Consider the following 13,308-nt stretch of genomic DNA (forward strand, 5'->3'; position numbering starts at 1 on the left):
CAAGTGATTTGAGTGGAGCGCCGCTCTCGCATGTTTGTCCTCCCCGGGTACGACGCCTTCCTGGGCTTTTTATTGATCGCTGCTGCCGTGCCGGTGTTGGCGTTGATCACCAATGCTGTGCTGGCTCCGCGCTCGCGTCGGGGTGAGCGCCGCCTCACTTACGAGTCAGGCATGGAGCCTGTGGGCGGAGCCTGGATTCAGTTCAATATCCGCTACTACATGTTCGCTCTGGTCTTCGTGATTTTCGACGTGGAGACCGTTTTCCTCTACCCCTGGGCTGTGGCGTTCCATCGCCTTGGCCTGCTGGCCTTCATCGAAGCCTTGGTGTTTATCGCCATCCTGGTTGTGGCGCTTGCCTATGCCTGGCGCAAAGGCGCCCTGGAGTGGAGCTGAATCGTTATGTCAGACACCTCGCTTGATTCTTTGCGCGACTTACGCGCAGCCAGTTGCGGGCCTGTTGGCTCGCCAGAGGTCACCAGTGACCTCTCTGAGAACGTCATCCTGACCAGCCTTGATGACCTGCACAACTGGGCTCGCCTGAGCAGCCTTTGGCCTCTGCTTTACGGCACGGCTTGCTGCTTCATTGAATTTGCGGCGCTGATCGGCTCCCGTTTTGATTTCGATCGTTTTGGCTTGGTGCCCAGGTCCAGCCCGCGGCAAGCCGATCTTCTGATCGTGGCTGGCACAGTCACCATGAAGATGGCTCCTGCTCTGGTCAGGCTTTATGAGCAGATGCCTGAACCCAAGTACGTCATCGCCATGGGGGCCTGCACCATCACTGGTGGCATGTTCAGCGCCGATTCCACGACGGCCGTTCGTGGTGTCGACAAACTCATCCCTGTTGATCTGTATTTGCCGGGCTGCCCGCCGCGTCCAGAGGCCATCTTTGATGCCGTGATCAAATTGCGCAAAAAGGTTGGTGATGAGGCCATCGCAGAGCGGGGCAAACTTGAGCAAACCCACCGCTACAGCACGGTTGAACACCGCATGACGGCCGTTGATCCGATTGTGGATGGCCGTTATCTGCGCGCTGAAACCCAACAAAAGGCACTGGCTGCAGCGGAAGCCGTGTCGCCTCTCAACCTGGCTCCAGCGGAGCAACCCGAAACAATCCCCGCCAAATCATGAGCGAGACCCCCACCTCACCCAAGCAGGATTTGCCGGAAGCTCCCCAGGCTGGTCCTCTCTCCCAATGGCTTACCAGCCAAGGTTTTGATCACCAAGTTCTCGACAATGACCACTTGGGGATTGAGCGCCTGGGGGTTGAGCCGTTGGCATTGCCCTTGGTGGCTACAGCCTTGAAGTCCAAGGGTTTTGACTACCTGCAGGTTCAGGGCGGGTTTGACCAAGGCCCTGGAGAACCATTGGTGAGCTTCTATCACCTGGTTCAGGTGGGAGGCAGTGACGGTGCCTCGACAGCTGAAGTTCGCCTTGAGGTGAGTCTTGTCCGTGATGGAGATCTCACGGTTCCCTCCCTCTATCCGCTCTTTCGAGGGGCTGACTGGCAGGAGCGCGAAACGTTTGACTTGTTTGGAATCAACTACAGCGGCCATCCCCACCCCAAGCGTCTGCTGATGCCAGAAGACTGGGTTGGTTACCCCTTGCGGAAGGATTACGTCCAGCCTGATTTTTATGAGCTTCAGGATGCATACTGATTAAAAGTTTCCCCATCTGGATCGAACTCCGTAGGCTGGCTAGAATTATTTGTTTGACCATTTGTGTAATTATTCTAGGAGTTTGGTTTGAGCCTTAAAAAAAGCGTGGAAGACTTCTGGGATTCCTCAAGTTGTGGCGAGGCCCTCTATTTGAAAGATTGCGATCAGGAAGGTTATATCTCTCAGGCTAAGAGCAGATACAATTTAGAAGGTTCGCTGATCTTTCCTTTCGCAAAATTTGATCAATCTCGGGGGCAGTCAGTGCTTGAGATTGGGGTAGGTCTTGGAGCGGATCATCAGCAATATGTTCAGGCAGGTGCCAAAACTGTTGGTATTGATTTAACCAAGAGAGCCATCAATCATACGTGCAATAGATTAAAGGCATTTGGTCTGAATTCATCTTTGCTGGTTTGTGATGCTGAGAATCTTCCTTTTGATGATAATTCCTTTGATGTTGTTTATTCGTGGGGTGTTTTGCATCATTCGCCTGACACGCGAAAGGCGATTAAAGAAGTTTTCCGCGTTTTGAGGTTAGGTAGTATAGCAAGAATAATGATTTATCATAAGAGGAGCCTCGTGGGTTTGATGCTTTGGCTCCGATATGGTTTGCTGGCTGGAAAGCCTTTTCGGAGCTTGAATGAAATATATGGCAATTATCTTGAAAGCCCCGGAACTAAAGCTTATTCAAGGTCGGAGGCGCTGGAGTTATTTGATGATTTTGCATATGTAGACATAAGCACGCCGCTTTCGCATGGTGACCTTTTGGATTCTCCAGTTGGTCAGCGCCATAGAGGTCTTTTGCTCCAAGTAGCTAATTTGATATGGCCTAGGTGGCTGATCAAAAGCTTCTTTCCTCGCAATGGCTTGTTTATGATGATTACTGCTTACAAATAATATCTTTTTGGTGTAATTCATTTTCAACATATCTGCTGGTTAAGCTGTTTAAGTGCTTTTGATTCCTGCAACACGCTGGTGCTTTGCGATGGTTTTGGCTAGTTTTAGATGTGTAACTTGATTGATTTGTGGTTGGCAAGTATTTAATTTGTAGGCTTTGATTATGGGGCGATAGGCGTGGGATATTGACTTTTTGATGTTTATTGGTCGGTAAGGTTTCTTTGGTTGCGTTTTTGCTTGGCCCGGTAGAAGCGCATCACTGCCAGAGCGAGACTGCGTGAGTCGTGGCGAAGAGTCCCTTTGAAAGCACGCCCTTCACTGCGTTGTTGAGGCCCTTGCATGGAAGCCAGCATCACCCGATAGCCCTCTTGCTTGAGGCCATCGAGATCGCAATCCACCGGTTCAGCGCCGCGCGCTCGGTAGTAGTCTAGTTCCGGCCCTGAGGGAAGGGTGTCTTGGGCTAGCACCGCATCAAAGAGGCGTTGTTGCACCCCGATGCTGGCGAGTTGGGATTCAATCGCACGTAGATGTCCGCTCACGTCCAGGCCATCGGTTTCCCCTGGCTGAGTCATCAGGTTGCAGATGTAAAGCCGTGGAGCCTGTGAGCGGGAAATCGCTTCCACCAACTCTGGAACCAAGAGGTTGGGAAGCAACGAGGTGTAAAGGCTTCCGGGGCCAAGCACGATCATGTCGGCGTGGGCAATGGCTTCCAGGGCGCGGGGCAATGCTGCTGGACGGGCGGGTGTGCAGCCAAGCCGCACAATCGGGCTGTTGGCTTGGCCAATGCAGGACTCCCCCTCCAGCCGCTTGCCGTTTTCGAGTTCAGCCCAGAGGCGCACATCGGCGCTGGTGGCAGGCACCACCTGGCCTTGCACCGCCAAGACTTTGCTGCTGGCGGTGATAGCTGTTTCGAGGTTGCCGGTGATCGCCGTTAGGGCCGAGAGAAAAAGATTCCCGAAGCTGTGGCCTTCCAAGCCGCCTCCAGCGGTGAAGCGGTATTGGAATAACCGCGTCAGCAAAGGTTCTTCCCTGGCAAGGGCAGCTAGGCAGTTGCGGATATCGCCCGGGGGTTGGACTCCAAGCTCACGCCGCAGCACGCCACTGCTGCCGCCGTCATCGGCCACAGTCACGATGGCGGTGAGATTGCCGCTGTAGCGCTTCAGCCCGCTGAGCAGGGTGGAGAGTCCGGTGCCACCGCCGATGGCCACGATGTTGGGGCCGCGATTCAGGCGGCGTTGGGCCAGCAGGGCATCAACCAGCGCCGTGTCTTTCTGAGGAGCTAGAGCGCGTTGGATCGAGCCAAAGCTGCGGCTTTGGCCTAGAAGCACCAAACCAATTCCCACCAGCAGCACCAGAGGGCCTGTGAATTCCCTGCCGGCGCCTGCCAAGACCCGCAGCAGGTCATCAACTGTGGTGAGGATCCAGTAAATGGGTTTGAGATCAGCCCAAATGGCAGCCCCCAGCAGGGCCAACACAAAACCCAGAGCTGAGGTGAGAACCCAGCGTTTGACCACCAATCCGGGCTGTAGCCACTGCACCGCCCGGCGAGAGCGATCCACCAGCTCCCCGCGTCGTGACTGCTCTCCAGCTCTGGGCAAACGGGTCATGGCCTGCACTGTAAGGAGCCTGTCTGTGGCTGGCTTGGAGCCTCTGGCAAGCCGTGACAAACTCCTGTTCTCACCAGCTCCTCAAAGGAGATTCCCAACAAACTGAGGCGGCTCAGTTGGTTCGCTCCAAGTAACGCCCCTTCAGCAATCCGATGCGTGTGGATTGCAATTTTGCACATCCAGAACGCTGACGGAAGCCTCTTCCCGAGGCAGCATCAGTTCGGCTCGAGCCAGCGATGACCCAGGCTTCCTCTGCTGTTGTTGAAATGCGCGGCCTCAGCTTGCTGCGCGGCAACCGTGTCATTCTTGATGACATCGATCTGCGCCTGGAAGCCGGCCAGAGCTTGGCGGTGGTGGGCCCATCGGGTGCTGGCAAAACCACCATCCTGCGCTTGCTCGCTGGCTTGGAAATGCCAAGCGCTGGAGAGCTGCATTTGTTCGGCCGCCGCCAGGACTACTTGCGCCTCGATCAGCACCTTCCTCCCGATGTGCGTTTGGTGTCGCAAAACCCAGCGCTGCTGGGCTCGTTATCGGTGTTGCACAACGTTGGCTTTCTGCTCTACCGCGGCGGCCTGCTGAGCGACAAAGAGATTAAAGAGCGCGTAGCGCGCTGTTTGGAAGCTGTTGGTTTGGCGGGTACTGAGGATTTGATGCCGGCTGAGCTTTCTGGCGGCATGCAAAAGCGGGTGAGCTTTGCCAGGGCGATGATCGACGATCCCGCTGCCGATTCGGCGAATCCTCTGCTGCTGTTCGACGAGCCCACGGCAGGTTTGGACCCAGTGGCGTCGACCCGCATTGAGGACTTGATGGTCACAACGACGCGCCTGAGTCGAGGCACCTCTGTTGTCGTGAGCCATGTGCTGAGCACGATTGAGCGCTCCGCAGAGCAGGTCGTTTTGCTGTACGACGGCAAGCTGCGCTGGCAAGGATCGGTGGAGGCTTTTCGCTGTTCCGATAATCCTTATGTCGTTCAGTTCAGAACGGCTAGCCTGGTTGGGCCCATGCAGCCCCAGGAGCTGTAACCAGCTGATGCGCCGCAGTGTTCGCGAGGCCACCATCGGGTTTTCTCTGCTGGCTGCTCTGGTCGGTGGACTGGGTTTGTGGTTTTGGCTTACAGGCGTTGTCTTCGGCCAGAAGACCTATTCGATTCGTTTGCGGTTCCAAGATGCTGCTGGCTTAGCTCCTCAAAGCGTCGTTACCTATCAAGGCGTTCCTGTTGGCTCCGTTCATTCGGTAACCCCCGAGGCGGGTTGGGTTGCTGTGGAAGCCAAGATCAACGACCGCAGCTTGAAGCTCTATCGCCCCATTACGGCTCAAATCCGTAGCGGTTCGCTGTTGGGCGGCGACCCCCAAGTTGCCTTAGACACCCAAGCCACGATCCCTGCCTCCGATACCTCCGGAGGACCCACCAGCAGCACCTGCAATCCCACGCGCATCGTTTGTGAAGGTGGATTGATTAAGGGGGAAGTCACCCCCAGCCTCACCACGGTGATGGGTCTGATGGAGCGGATCTTGACTCAGGCTGATCAGGACAAGCTCATCAGCAAAGGCGCCACCACATTGACGGCTTTGACCAAGACCTCCGAGGACTTCTCGGCTCTTGCTGAGAAAGCTGAGGGTTTGGTCGCTGAACTGCAGTCTGCTGTGGAGAATGCCGGTCCTGTGATCGACAACCTGGATTCAGCCACGGCCCATGCCAGCAACGTGTTGGGAGCTCTGGATAATCCGAAATCGTTGAATGAGTTGAAAAAGACGGTCAGCAACGCTGAGCAACTCACACGCCGCATCGATGTGATAAGTGGCGATATTCAGCAGCTCACCTCTGATCCCAACGTCATCAACGGCTTCCGCAGCGTCAGCATTGGCTTGGGCAAGTTCTTTGATGAGCTCTATCCCTCGATCAAGCCTGAAACCACTGACGATTGATCAGCGGTTTAAGGCCTCAAGCGCTACGGCTGCAATCGCCTGATCACTGGCTTTTGGTAGTTGCACGTAGCGGCCAGCTGCGGCGGCGGCGAGTTCTTTGCCCATACCGCTGCCAATGAACTTGCGCTCGGTGTCGATCACCAGCAGCTGCAAGCCCAGTTGCGCGTAGCGGCTCGCCACGTCCTTGAGCTCTTGCTTGAGATCAACAGGCGGCTCACCTTCAATCTCGGGTTGGCCCAATGAGCGGCCGAGCGGCACATTGCCCCTGCCGTCGGTGATGGCGACCACCACCACTTGCGACAACTCGCCGGTTTGCAGCGCGTTGTTCCCGACCCGCGCCGCTTGCGCAAGGCCATGAGCCAGGGGGCTGCCGCCGCCGCAGGCCATGGTTTCCAAGCGCCGCTTGGCAGCAGTGATTGAGCGCGTAGGAGGCAACAGCACTTCCGCTTGCTCGCCTCGGAAGGGGATCAGCGCCACCTCATCGCGGTTTTCATAGGCCTCAGTCAGCAGCCGCAGCACAGCACCCTTGGCGCTTTGCATCCGGTTTAGCGCCATCGAGCCGCTGGCATCCACCAGGAAGATCACCAGGGCGCCTGCTTTGCGTTGCAGTTGCTTCGCGCGCAGATCGCCGTCTTGCACAATCACCTTGCGGTGGGGTTCGCGCGCGCGCCGAGCTTTTTGGTATGGGGCTGCCGCCCGCAGTGTGGCGTCGACGGCAATACGTCGAACCGGTCCGCGGGGAAGCACAGGTCGCACATACCGGCCGCGGCTTTCGCTCAACACAATGCCGCGCGAGCCACTGCTGGCAGCACGGTTCTTGGCGCTTTGGAACTGCAGCAGTTCTGGGTCAATAGCGGTGGCTTCCGCATCGAGCATGAACTCCTCCGGCACGCTCGGGGGAGTGTCGTCTTCCGGGTCATCGGGCTCGGGTGGATCGGGCTCGTCGTCTTCTTTGTTGTCCTCGCTTTCTGGAGGATCCGGTTGGTCTTCGTTGTCGCCCGGTGGCGGTGGTGGTGGAGGCGAGGGTTGTTTCTGATCATCCGGAGGAGGCATCAACTTGGCCCGTGGTGCGATCACCAGCCGCACCGCCAGTTGCAGGTCTTCGGCCTCCACTTGATCGCGGCCTTGCAAGGCGGCATGGGCCCTGGCCACGCGCAGCGCATAGAGCTCAGCCCGATGACCCTCGACGCCCCCGCGCAGCGCTTCGTTCACCAGATACGCGATTTGTTCGCGGCTGATTTGCACATCGGGTAGCCATTGGCGCGCCAGCAGCAGCTGGGTGGCGAGGGCATCAGTTTCCTCTTGGAACTGCGCCCGGAATGCCTCAGCGTTTTCGCCGTAAGCGATGGCGGCCTCAGCGATGCTGACGCGGGCGGCGCTGTCGATGGTTTGATCAGCGGAAAGGGCAATGGCAAAGCGATCCAGCAGGTGATCGCGAACAGCACCTTCCTCTGGGTTGTAGGTGGCAATGAGCAGCGGCCGGCAGGGGTGGGCCACGCTCAGGCCTTCGCGCTCCACCTGGTTGATGCCCGAGCCCACTGCTGCCAGCACCAGGTTCAAGGCATTGGCATCGAGCAGGTTGAGCTCATCGATGTAGAGCACGCCTCGGTGGGCTTCAGCGAGGAGCCCGGGTTGAAACACGGTTCGCCCTTCCGAGAGCGAGCGAGTGACATCAACTGATCCCACCAGTCGGTCTTCGGTGACCCCAAGCGGAATCTGAACAAACGGTGCAGGGATCACCTTGCTGGGGTTGACCCCATCTGGTTCTTCGTTCCAGCTGCCTTCAAGAATTTCGATGGCTGGCAGCAAGGCGTGCAGGCCTCTGGCCAGCACTGATTTGCCTGTGCCGCGCCCCCCAGCAATCACCACACCACCCAGGCCTGGGTCAATGGCCGCCAGCAGCAGCGCCAGCTTCAGCGTTGGGTGGCCGGTGACGGCAGCGAGGGGAAAAACAGGAAGCATGGCGGCCAATATTGCAGTTCAAGCGGGTTCGATTGGGGCCAGCCGTGGATCCAGGATCTTGGATCCCATGCCAATGAACTTCACGGCAATCGAGATTTTCTCGCCGCTGCCAAAGGTGTGGGTCACCTCGCCTTCACCGAAATTGGCGTGGATCACTTTTTCCCCCACGCTCCAGCTGCGGGCAGCACTGACCCGCGCTTTGGGTTGTGCTTCAGCTCGATCCACGCGCGTGAGTCGCTCGAGCCGCTGCTCTCTGCGCAGGGCGGCACCACCACTGCGGGGAATATCGCCTTGAACGAGTGCTTCGGGCAGTTCGGCCAAAAAGATCGACGGCACTGCTGGTTCGCGCATGCCGCCCCACAACCGCCGTTCGCTCGCATGGGAGAGGAACAAACGCTCCTTGGCCCTGGTGATGCCCACGTAGCAAAGCCGCCGCTCTTCCTCCAGGGAGGCCGGGTCATCCAAGGAGCGGTAGCTGGGGAAGAGTCCTTGCTCTAGGCCCACCAGGCACACCACGGGGAACTCCAGCCCTTTGCTGCTGTGCAGAGTCATCAAGGTGACGCGATCGGCCGCGGTGTCTTTGCTGTCGGCATCGCTGGCTAAGGCCGCAGATGCCAGGAACCCCTCGAGATCTCCCTCTTCGTTCTCTTCTTGGTACTGAAGCGCTGCATTCACCAACTCCTGCAGGTTGCGGCGGCGCTCTTCGGCTTCATCGGTGGCTTCGGTGATGAGTTCCCTGAGGTAGCCGCTCTTTTCGAGCACTTGCTGAATCAGTTCCGATGGCGGCGCCACTTGGCCTTGTTCCCTGAGGCCATTAATCAGCTCGCAGAACTGCAGCAGTCCTTTGGCTGAGCGCCCGCCCAGGGATCGAACGGCTTCACCGTCGCTCACCACATCCCAGAGCGGAATAGCCAGTTGATTGGCGGCATCGTTAAGCCGTTGGATCGTTGTTTTGCCGATGCCGCGCCGCGGCACATTGATCACCCGCAGCAGGCTGACGCTGTCAGCAGGGTTGATCAGCAGCCGCAGGTAGGCGAGCACATCTTTGATCTCGCGCCGGTCGTAGAAGCGCAGGCCCCCCACCACCACATAGGGAATCCGCCATCGCACCAGGGATTCCTCGATGGCCCTGGATTGGGCGTTGGTGCGATACAGCACCGCCATGTCGCCCCAACTCAGCTCCGGGTGGGCGGCATCGAGCATCCGCAGCCGGTGCACCACGGCTTCGGCTTCGGCGATCTCGTCGTCGCAGCGGGTCAGTGAGATCAGCTCACCTTCGCCGCGAGTGGGGCGAAGCACCTTGTCGATCCGCTCGCTGTTGTTGGCGATTAGAGCATTGGCCGCCTCAAGGATCGTGGCGGTGGAGCGGTAGTTCTCCTCCAGCTTCACCATCGTGCGTGTGGCGTCATCGGCGGCTTGATCGCCGAAGTCCTGCTGGAAGCCCATCAGGATTGTGAAGTCAGCGGCGCGGAAGCTGTAGATGCTCTGATCGGCATCACCGACCACAAACACCGAGCGGCCGTTCCATTCGTTGTAGAGCTGCGGGTCTTGGCCGCCGGTCACCAGCAGCTTGATCAGGTCGTATTGGGTGCGGTTGGTGTCTTGGTATTCATCCACAAGCACATGGCGGAAGCGCCGGTGCCAGTAGCTGCGCACCTGCTCGTTCTGCTGCAACAGCTGCACCGGCAGCAGAAGCAGATCATCGAAATCAAGGGCGTTGTTGGCGGCTAAGGCTTTGCGGTAGCGCCGGTAGACATCAGCGGTGAGCTTGCCGCGCTGGCCTTCGGAGTTGGCTTCGAGTTGATCAGGCAGCCAACCCTGGTTTTTGGCGTTGCTGATCGCCCAGCGGATCTTTTTGGGCTCAACGCGTTTGGGATCGAGCTGCAGCTCTTGGGTCACGATCTCTTTGACCAGGCTCTGGGCGTCGGCCTCGTCGTAGATCGAGAACTGCTTGGTCCAGCAGAGGCCCTCGGGATCTTTGAACTTGTCGATGTCGAAGCGCAGCAAGCGCGAGAACAGGGCGTGGAAGGTGCCGATCCACAGCTCCTTGATCACCTCGCGCTCAATGCGGGAGCGCAGTTGCCGCTGCTCCACCGCCGGCAGGGTGCCCCAGGGCTGGCCGAACTGGCTTTGAGCAAGCTTTTGGGCTAGCAGCAGTTGCAGCCGCTCTTTCATCTCCCGCGCGGCCTTGTTGGTGAAGGTCACCGCCAAGATCTGGGCGGGATCAGCCCCGTGCTCGCCAATGAGATGAGCGATGCGATGGGTGAGTGCGCGCGTCTTGCCGCTGCCGGCTCCTGCCACCACCAGCAGCGGACCTTCGTGGTGATCCACCGCCCGGCGTTGGGCGTCGTTGAGGCCGGCGAGGAAGCTCATGCAGCGAGACTATCGATCTCTTGCAGCTGCCAGTGATGCCGTTGTGCCGCAAAACCACTGCGGTGGCGTTGGGCAGCAACTTGGGTGATTCGTTGGAGCTGCTGAGCACGGCAGCCAAGGCCCTGCAGCAGTTGGCCGCGCCAGGGTCGTTTCGCTGCTCACCGCTGTTCCGCACCGCTCCGGTGGGCGGGCCAGCCGATCAGCCCGACTTCATTAATGCCGTCGTGCTGCTGGATTGGCAGGACACCCCTGAGCAATTGCTGCAGCAGCTGCAGCAGCTGGAGGCTGCCGCTGGCCGGCAGCGCTTGATCGTGAATGGCCCGCGTTCATTGGATCTCGATCTGCTCTGGTGCGGCGATGAGCAACGCAGCAGTGCCTCCCTCGAGCTGCCCCACCCGCGCTTGGCCCAGCGGCGCTTTGTGTTGCAGCCCCTGGCAGCGCTGGATCCAAACCTGGTGCCGCCAGGGCAGGGTCTCAGCGTTGCCGCTTTGCTGGAGCGGGTTGAGCAACGGGGCGAGGAGCCGCCGCCAGAGCAGCTTCGATCCCCCCACCGCTGGCCTGGTTGAGCCGGCAGACTGAGCTCCGCCTTTTAGAGTCGCTGTGTCTCCTTTGCCTGCGCCAGAGCCTTCTGAACTGCTCGACACCGTGGCCACCCTGGCGGTGCGCAAGCTGCGCATGGAGATTCAGCACCTGCGGCTTCCCACTGGAGTGGAAGGCAACTACGGCTGCATTCGCCATCCGGGAGCGTCCTTGGCCGTGCCTGTTTTGGCTGATGAACGGGTGGTGGTCTTGCGTCAGTACCGCTTCGCCGTGCAGCGCCGCATCCTCGAATTTCCAGCTGGGACCCTGGAGCCCAATGAGCAGCCCCAACCGGCCATGGAGCGGGAGCTGCAGGAAGAAGCTGGCTACAGCGCCACCCAATGGGATTCCCTTGGTGTGTTGTTGCCTTGCCCTGGGTATTCCGATGAGGTGATTCACCTGTTTTTGGCCCGTCAGCTCACACCTGTTCCGGCGCCGGTGGCCGGTGATGACGATGAAGACATCGAGGTGGTGCTGATGCACCCCATGGAGCTCGATGCGGCCCTGGCCAGTGGTGATGAAGCTCTTGATGGCAAATCCGTCACGGCTTGGTACCGGGCCAAACAGCTGCTGGGGCTCGGTTAATGGGCCCCTGGCTGTTCTGGCATCGCCGTGATCTGCGCTTGGCCGACAACCTCGGCTTGGCTGCTGTCAGCGCCATCACGCCTGAGGTGATGGGGGTGTTTGTGCTGGATCCAGCCGAGCTGGAGCACCCGACCATGGCTCCGGCGCGCCGCTGGTTTTTGCTGGAAAGCCTGCGTGAGCTGCAGCAGCGCTGGCGGCAGGCCGGCAGCCAACTGCTGCTGTTGCAAGGCAATCCTGTTGAGCTGTTGCCCCGCTTAGCTCAGCAACTTGGAGCCGCTGGGGTGGCTTGGAACCGCGATGTCGAGCCCTTGGTGCGCCAGCGCGACCGGGAGCTGGCCGCGGCGCTCAAGGCCATTGGTGTGCGCGTTGCCGCTGATTGGGATCAGTTGCTGGTGCCGCCGGAGCAGCTCAAGACCGGTGGCGGGGATCCATACCGGGTGTATGGCCCCTATTGGCGCAGTTGGGAGAAGCAGCCCAAGGCCAAGCCCGTGCCGGTGCCATCAGGCCTGAAGGCTTTGCCGGGGCTGGATCTCAGCGGTTTGCCTGTGCTGGATGAGGTGCCCATCGAGCCTTGGGATGGGGCTGATCTGTGCCCTTGCCGCCCGGGCGAAACAGCAGCCCTCGAGCAGTTGGAGCTGTTTTCGGCCCGTGCCATGGAGCAGTACGGCGAAGGCCGCAACTTGCCCGGCAATGAAGGCACCTCGACTCTTAGTGCGGCTCTGCGGGCCGGCAGCCTCAGCCCGCGCACGGCGTGGGCCGTCAGCTTGGACGTGTTGTCGCACTGCCGCAGCGATGAGCAGCGGCAGTCGGTAACGGTGTGGCAGCAGGAATTGGCTTGGCGCGAGTTCTATCAGCAAGCTCTGTTCCATTTCCCGGAATTGGCGGATGGCCCGTATCGGCCCCAATGGCGCCAGTTCCCCTGGGAAGACGACCCCGTGCGTTTAAAGGCTTGGCAAGACGGGCTCACTGGCGTGCCGATTGTGGATGCCGCCATGCAGCAGCTGGTCCAAACAGGCTTCATGCACAACCGTTGCCGCATGATCGTGGCGTCATTCCTGGTTAAAGATCTGATCTGTGATTGGCGCCATGGAGAGGCCTTTTTCATGGCCCATGAAGTGGATGGCGATTTAGCGGCGAACAACGGTGGCTGGCAGTGGAGCGCCAGCAGTGGCATGGATCCCAAACCGCTGCGGATCTTCAATCCCTTCACTCAAGCCAGCAAATTTGATCCAGAGGCGACCTACATCCGCCGCTGGTTGCCGGAGCTCGCCCACATCAACACCAAGGACCTCATTAGCGGGGATATCGGAGCACTTGAGCGGCGCGGTTACCCCGAGCCGATCGTGAACCACAAGCAACAGCAGGCCCGCTTTAAGGCGTTGTATGCGGCTCTGCCGCGCTGATTAACCCTCGTCGGGAAGGTTGCAGCAGTTGAAGCCGTCTTTGCAGATCTTGCCGTTGGAGAGCGCCCAGTTCACCAGGGCAACCCGGTTGCGGGAGCCGGTTTTGGTGAAGATGTTGCTGACGTGGTTATCAACCGTGCGCTTGCTGATCGAGAGGCGCAAAGCAATCTCTTGGTTGGTGAGCTCAGCGGCCACCAATTCAATGATTTCAAGCTCGCGCTCAGAGAGATGGATCTTGGCTTGGTAACTTCCGCTGTTCCTCGGGCCCGGAAGCACCATGTCGCAGCCCGCCCTTAATCCTTTCGCCAGTGTAGGCAGCCTGGG

General features: G+C 59.3%; 13 protein-coding genes. 9 read left to right on the forward strand and 4 right to left on the reverse strand.

The window, feature by feature from the left end; all coding sequences use genetic code 11:
- The first annotated feature begins 30 nt into the window (after positions 1 to 30).
- The 4 genes from SynMINOS11_RS01125 to SynMINOS11_RS01140 all read left to right on the forward strand — a co-directional run bounded on the left by SynMINOS11_RS01125 (position 31) and on the right by SynMINOS11_RS01140 (position 2,549).
- On the forward strand, positions 31 to 393 hold the full coding sequence (locus SynMINOS11_RS01125; protein ID WP_186549284.1) for an NAD(P)H-quinone oxidoreductase subunit 3: 363 nt from the start codon (positions 31 to 33) through the stop codon (positions 391 to 393).
- 6 nt (positions 394 to 399) lie between these two features.
- Positions 400 to 1,128 (forward strand): NADH-quinone oxidoreductase subunit NuoB, encoded by a 729-nt coding sequence (gene nuoB, locus SynMINOS11_RS01130; RefSeq protein ID WP_186549286.1) that lies wholly within the window; start codon positions 400 to 402, stop codon positions 1,126 to 1,128.
- On the forward strand, positions 1,125 to 1,655 hold the full coding sequence (locus tag SynMINOS11_RS01135) for an NAD(P)H-quinone oxidoreductase subunit J (protein WP_186549288.1): 531 nt from the start codon (positions 1,125 to 1,127) through the stop codon (positions 1,653 to 1,655). The genes nuoB and SynMINOS11_RS01135 overlap by 4 nt, the downstream gene beginning before the upstream one ends.
- A gap of 105 nt (positions 1,656 to 1,760) precedes the next feature.
- A complete protein-coding gene (locus tag SynMINOS11_RS01140; protein WP_222929714.1) occupies positions 1,761 to 2,549 on the forward strand; it encodes a class I SAM-dependent methyltransferase in 789 nt (262 codons plus the stop codon).
- 200 nt (positions 2,550 to 2,749) lie between these two features.
- Here the strand turns inward: SynMINOS11_RS01140 and SynMINOS11_RS01145 are convergent, their stop codons facing one another.
- Positions 2,750 to 4,156: a gluconeogenesis factor YvcK family protein gene (locus tag SynMINOS11_RS01145; protein ID WP_186549292.1), complete on the reverse strand. Its 1,407-nt coding sequence runs from the start codon at positions 4,154 to 4,156 to the stop codon at positions 2,750 to 2,752.
- Positions 4,157 to 4,392: 236 nt separating this feature from the next.
- Here SynMINOS11_RS01145 and SynMINOS11_RS01150 point away from each other — a divergent pair, with 236 nt between their 5' ends.
- Together SynMINOS11_RS01150 and SynMINOS11_RS01155 are read left to right on the forward strand one after the other, a co-directional pair.
- The gene (locus tag SynMINOS11_RS01150; RefSeq protein WP_186549294.1) at positions 4,393 to 5,178 is read left to right on the forward strand and encodes an ABC transporter ATP-binding protein; all 786 of its coding nucleotides are present in this window, start codon (positions 4,393 to 4,395) and stop codon (positions 5,176 to 5,178) included.
- A 7-nt stretch (positions 5,179 to 5,185) separates the two neighbouring features.
- Positions 5,186 to 6,082 (forward strand): MlaD family protein, encoded by an 897-nt coding sequence (locus SynMINOS11_RS01155; RefSeq protein WP_011934638.1) that lies wholly within the window; start codon positions 5,186 to 5,188, stop codon positions 6,080 to 6,082.
- Here the strand turns inward: SynMINOS11_RS01155 and bchD are convergent, their stop codons facing one another.
- Both bchD and SynMINOS11_RS01165 read right to left on the reverse strand, forming a co-directional pair.
- Entirely contained in the window at positions 6,083 to 8,044 is a 1,962-nt protein-coding gene (gene bchD / locus SynMINOS11_RS01160; protein WP_186549296.1) for a magnesium chelatase ATPase subunit D, read from the reverse strand.
- A gap of 18 nt (positions 8,045 to 8,062) precedes the next feature.
- Positions 8,063 to 10,417, reverse strand: coding sequence for a UvrD-helicase domain-containing protein (locus SynMINOS11_RS01165; RefSeq protein ID WP_186549298.1), 2,355 nt, complete (start codon positions 10,415 to 10,417; stop codon positions 8,063 to 8,065).
- Positions 10,418 to 10,452: 35 nt separating this feature from the next.
- On the opposite strand from SynMINOS11_RS01165, the gene folK reads away from it, so the two are divergent.
- The 3 genes from folK to SynMINOS11_RS01180 are packed head-to-tail and all read left to right on the forward strand — an operon-like array spanning position 10,453 to position 12,984.
- On the forward strand, positions 10,453 to 10,983 hold the full coding sequence (gene folK, locus SynMINOS11_RS01170) for a 2-amino-4-hydroxy-6-hydroxymethyldihydropteridine diphosphokinase (protein ID WP_186549300.1): 531 nt from the start codon (positions 10,453 to 10,455) through the stop codon (positions 10,981 to 10,983).
- A gap of 34 nt (positions 10,984 to 11,017) precedes the next feature.
- Positions 11,018 to 11,581, forward strand: a complete 564-nt coding sequence (locus SynMINOS11_RS01175; RefSeq protein WP_186549302.1) for an NUDIX hydrolase — start codon at positions 11,018 to 11,020, stop codon at positions 11,579 to 11,581.
- Positions 11,581 to 12,984, forward strand: a complete 1,404-nt coding sequence (locus tag SynMINOS11_RS01180; RefSeq protein ID WP_186549304.1) for a cryptochrome/photolyase family protein — start codon at positions 11,581 to 11,583, stop codon at positions 12,982 to 12,984. The genes SynMINOS11_RS01175 and SynMINOS11_RS01180 overlap by 1 nt, the downstream gene beginning before the upstream one ends.
- Here the strand turns inward: SynMINOS11_RS01180 and SynMINOS11_RS01185 are convergent, their stop codons facing one another.
- Positions 12,985 to 13,263, reverse strand: a complete 279-nt coding sequence (locus SynMINOS11_RS01185; protein ID WP_011934644.1) for a helix-turn-helix domain-containing protein — start codon at positions 13,261 to 13,263, stop codon at positions 12,985 to 12,987.
- Between the last annotated feature and the right edge of the window lie 45 nt (positions 13,264 to 13,308).

Source organism: Synechococcus sp. Minos11 (assembly GCF_014279855.1).
GTDB lineage: Bacteria > Cyanobacteriota > Cyanobacteriia > PCC-6307 > Cyanobiaceae > RCC307.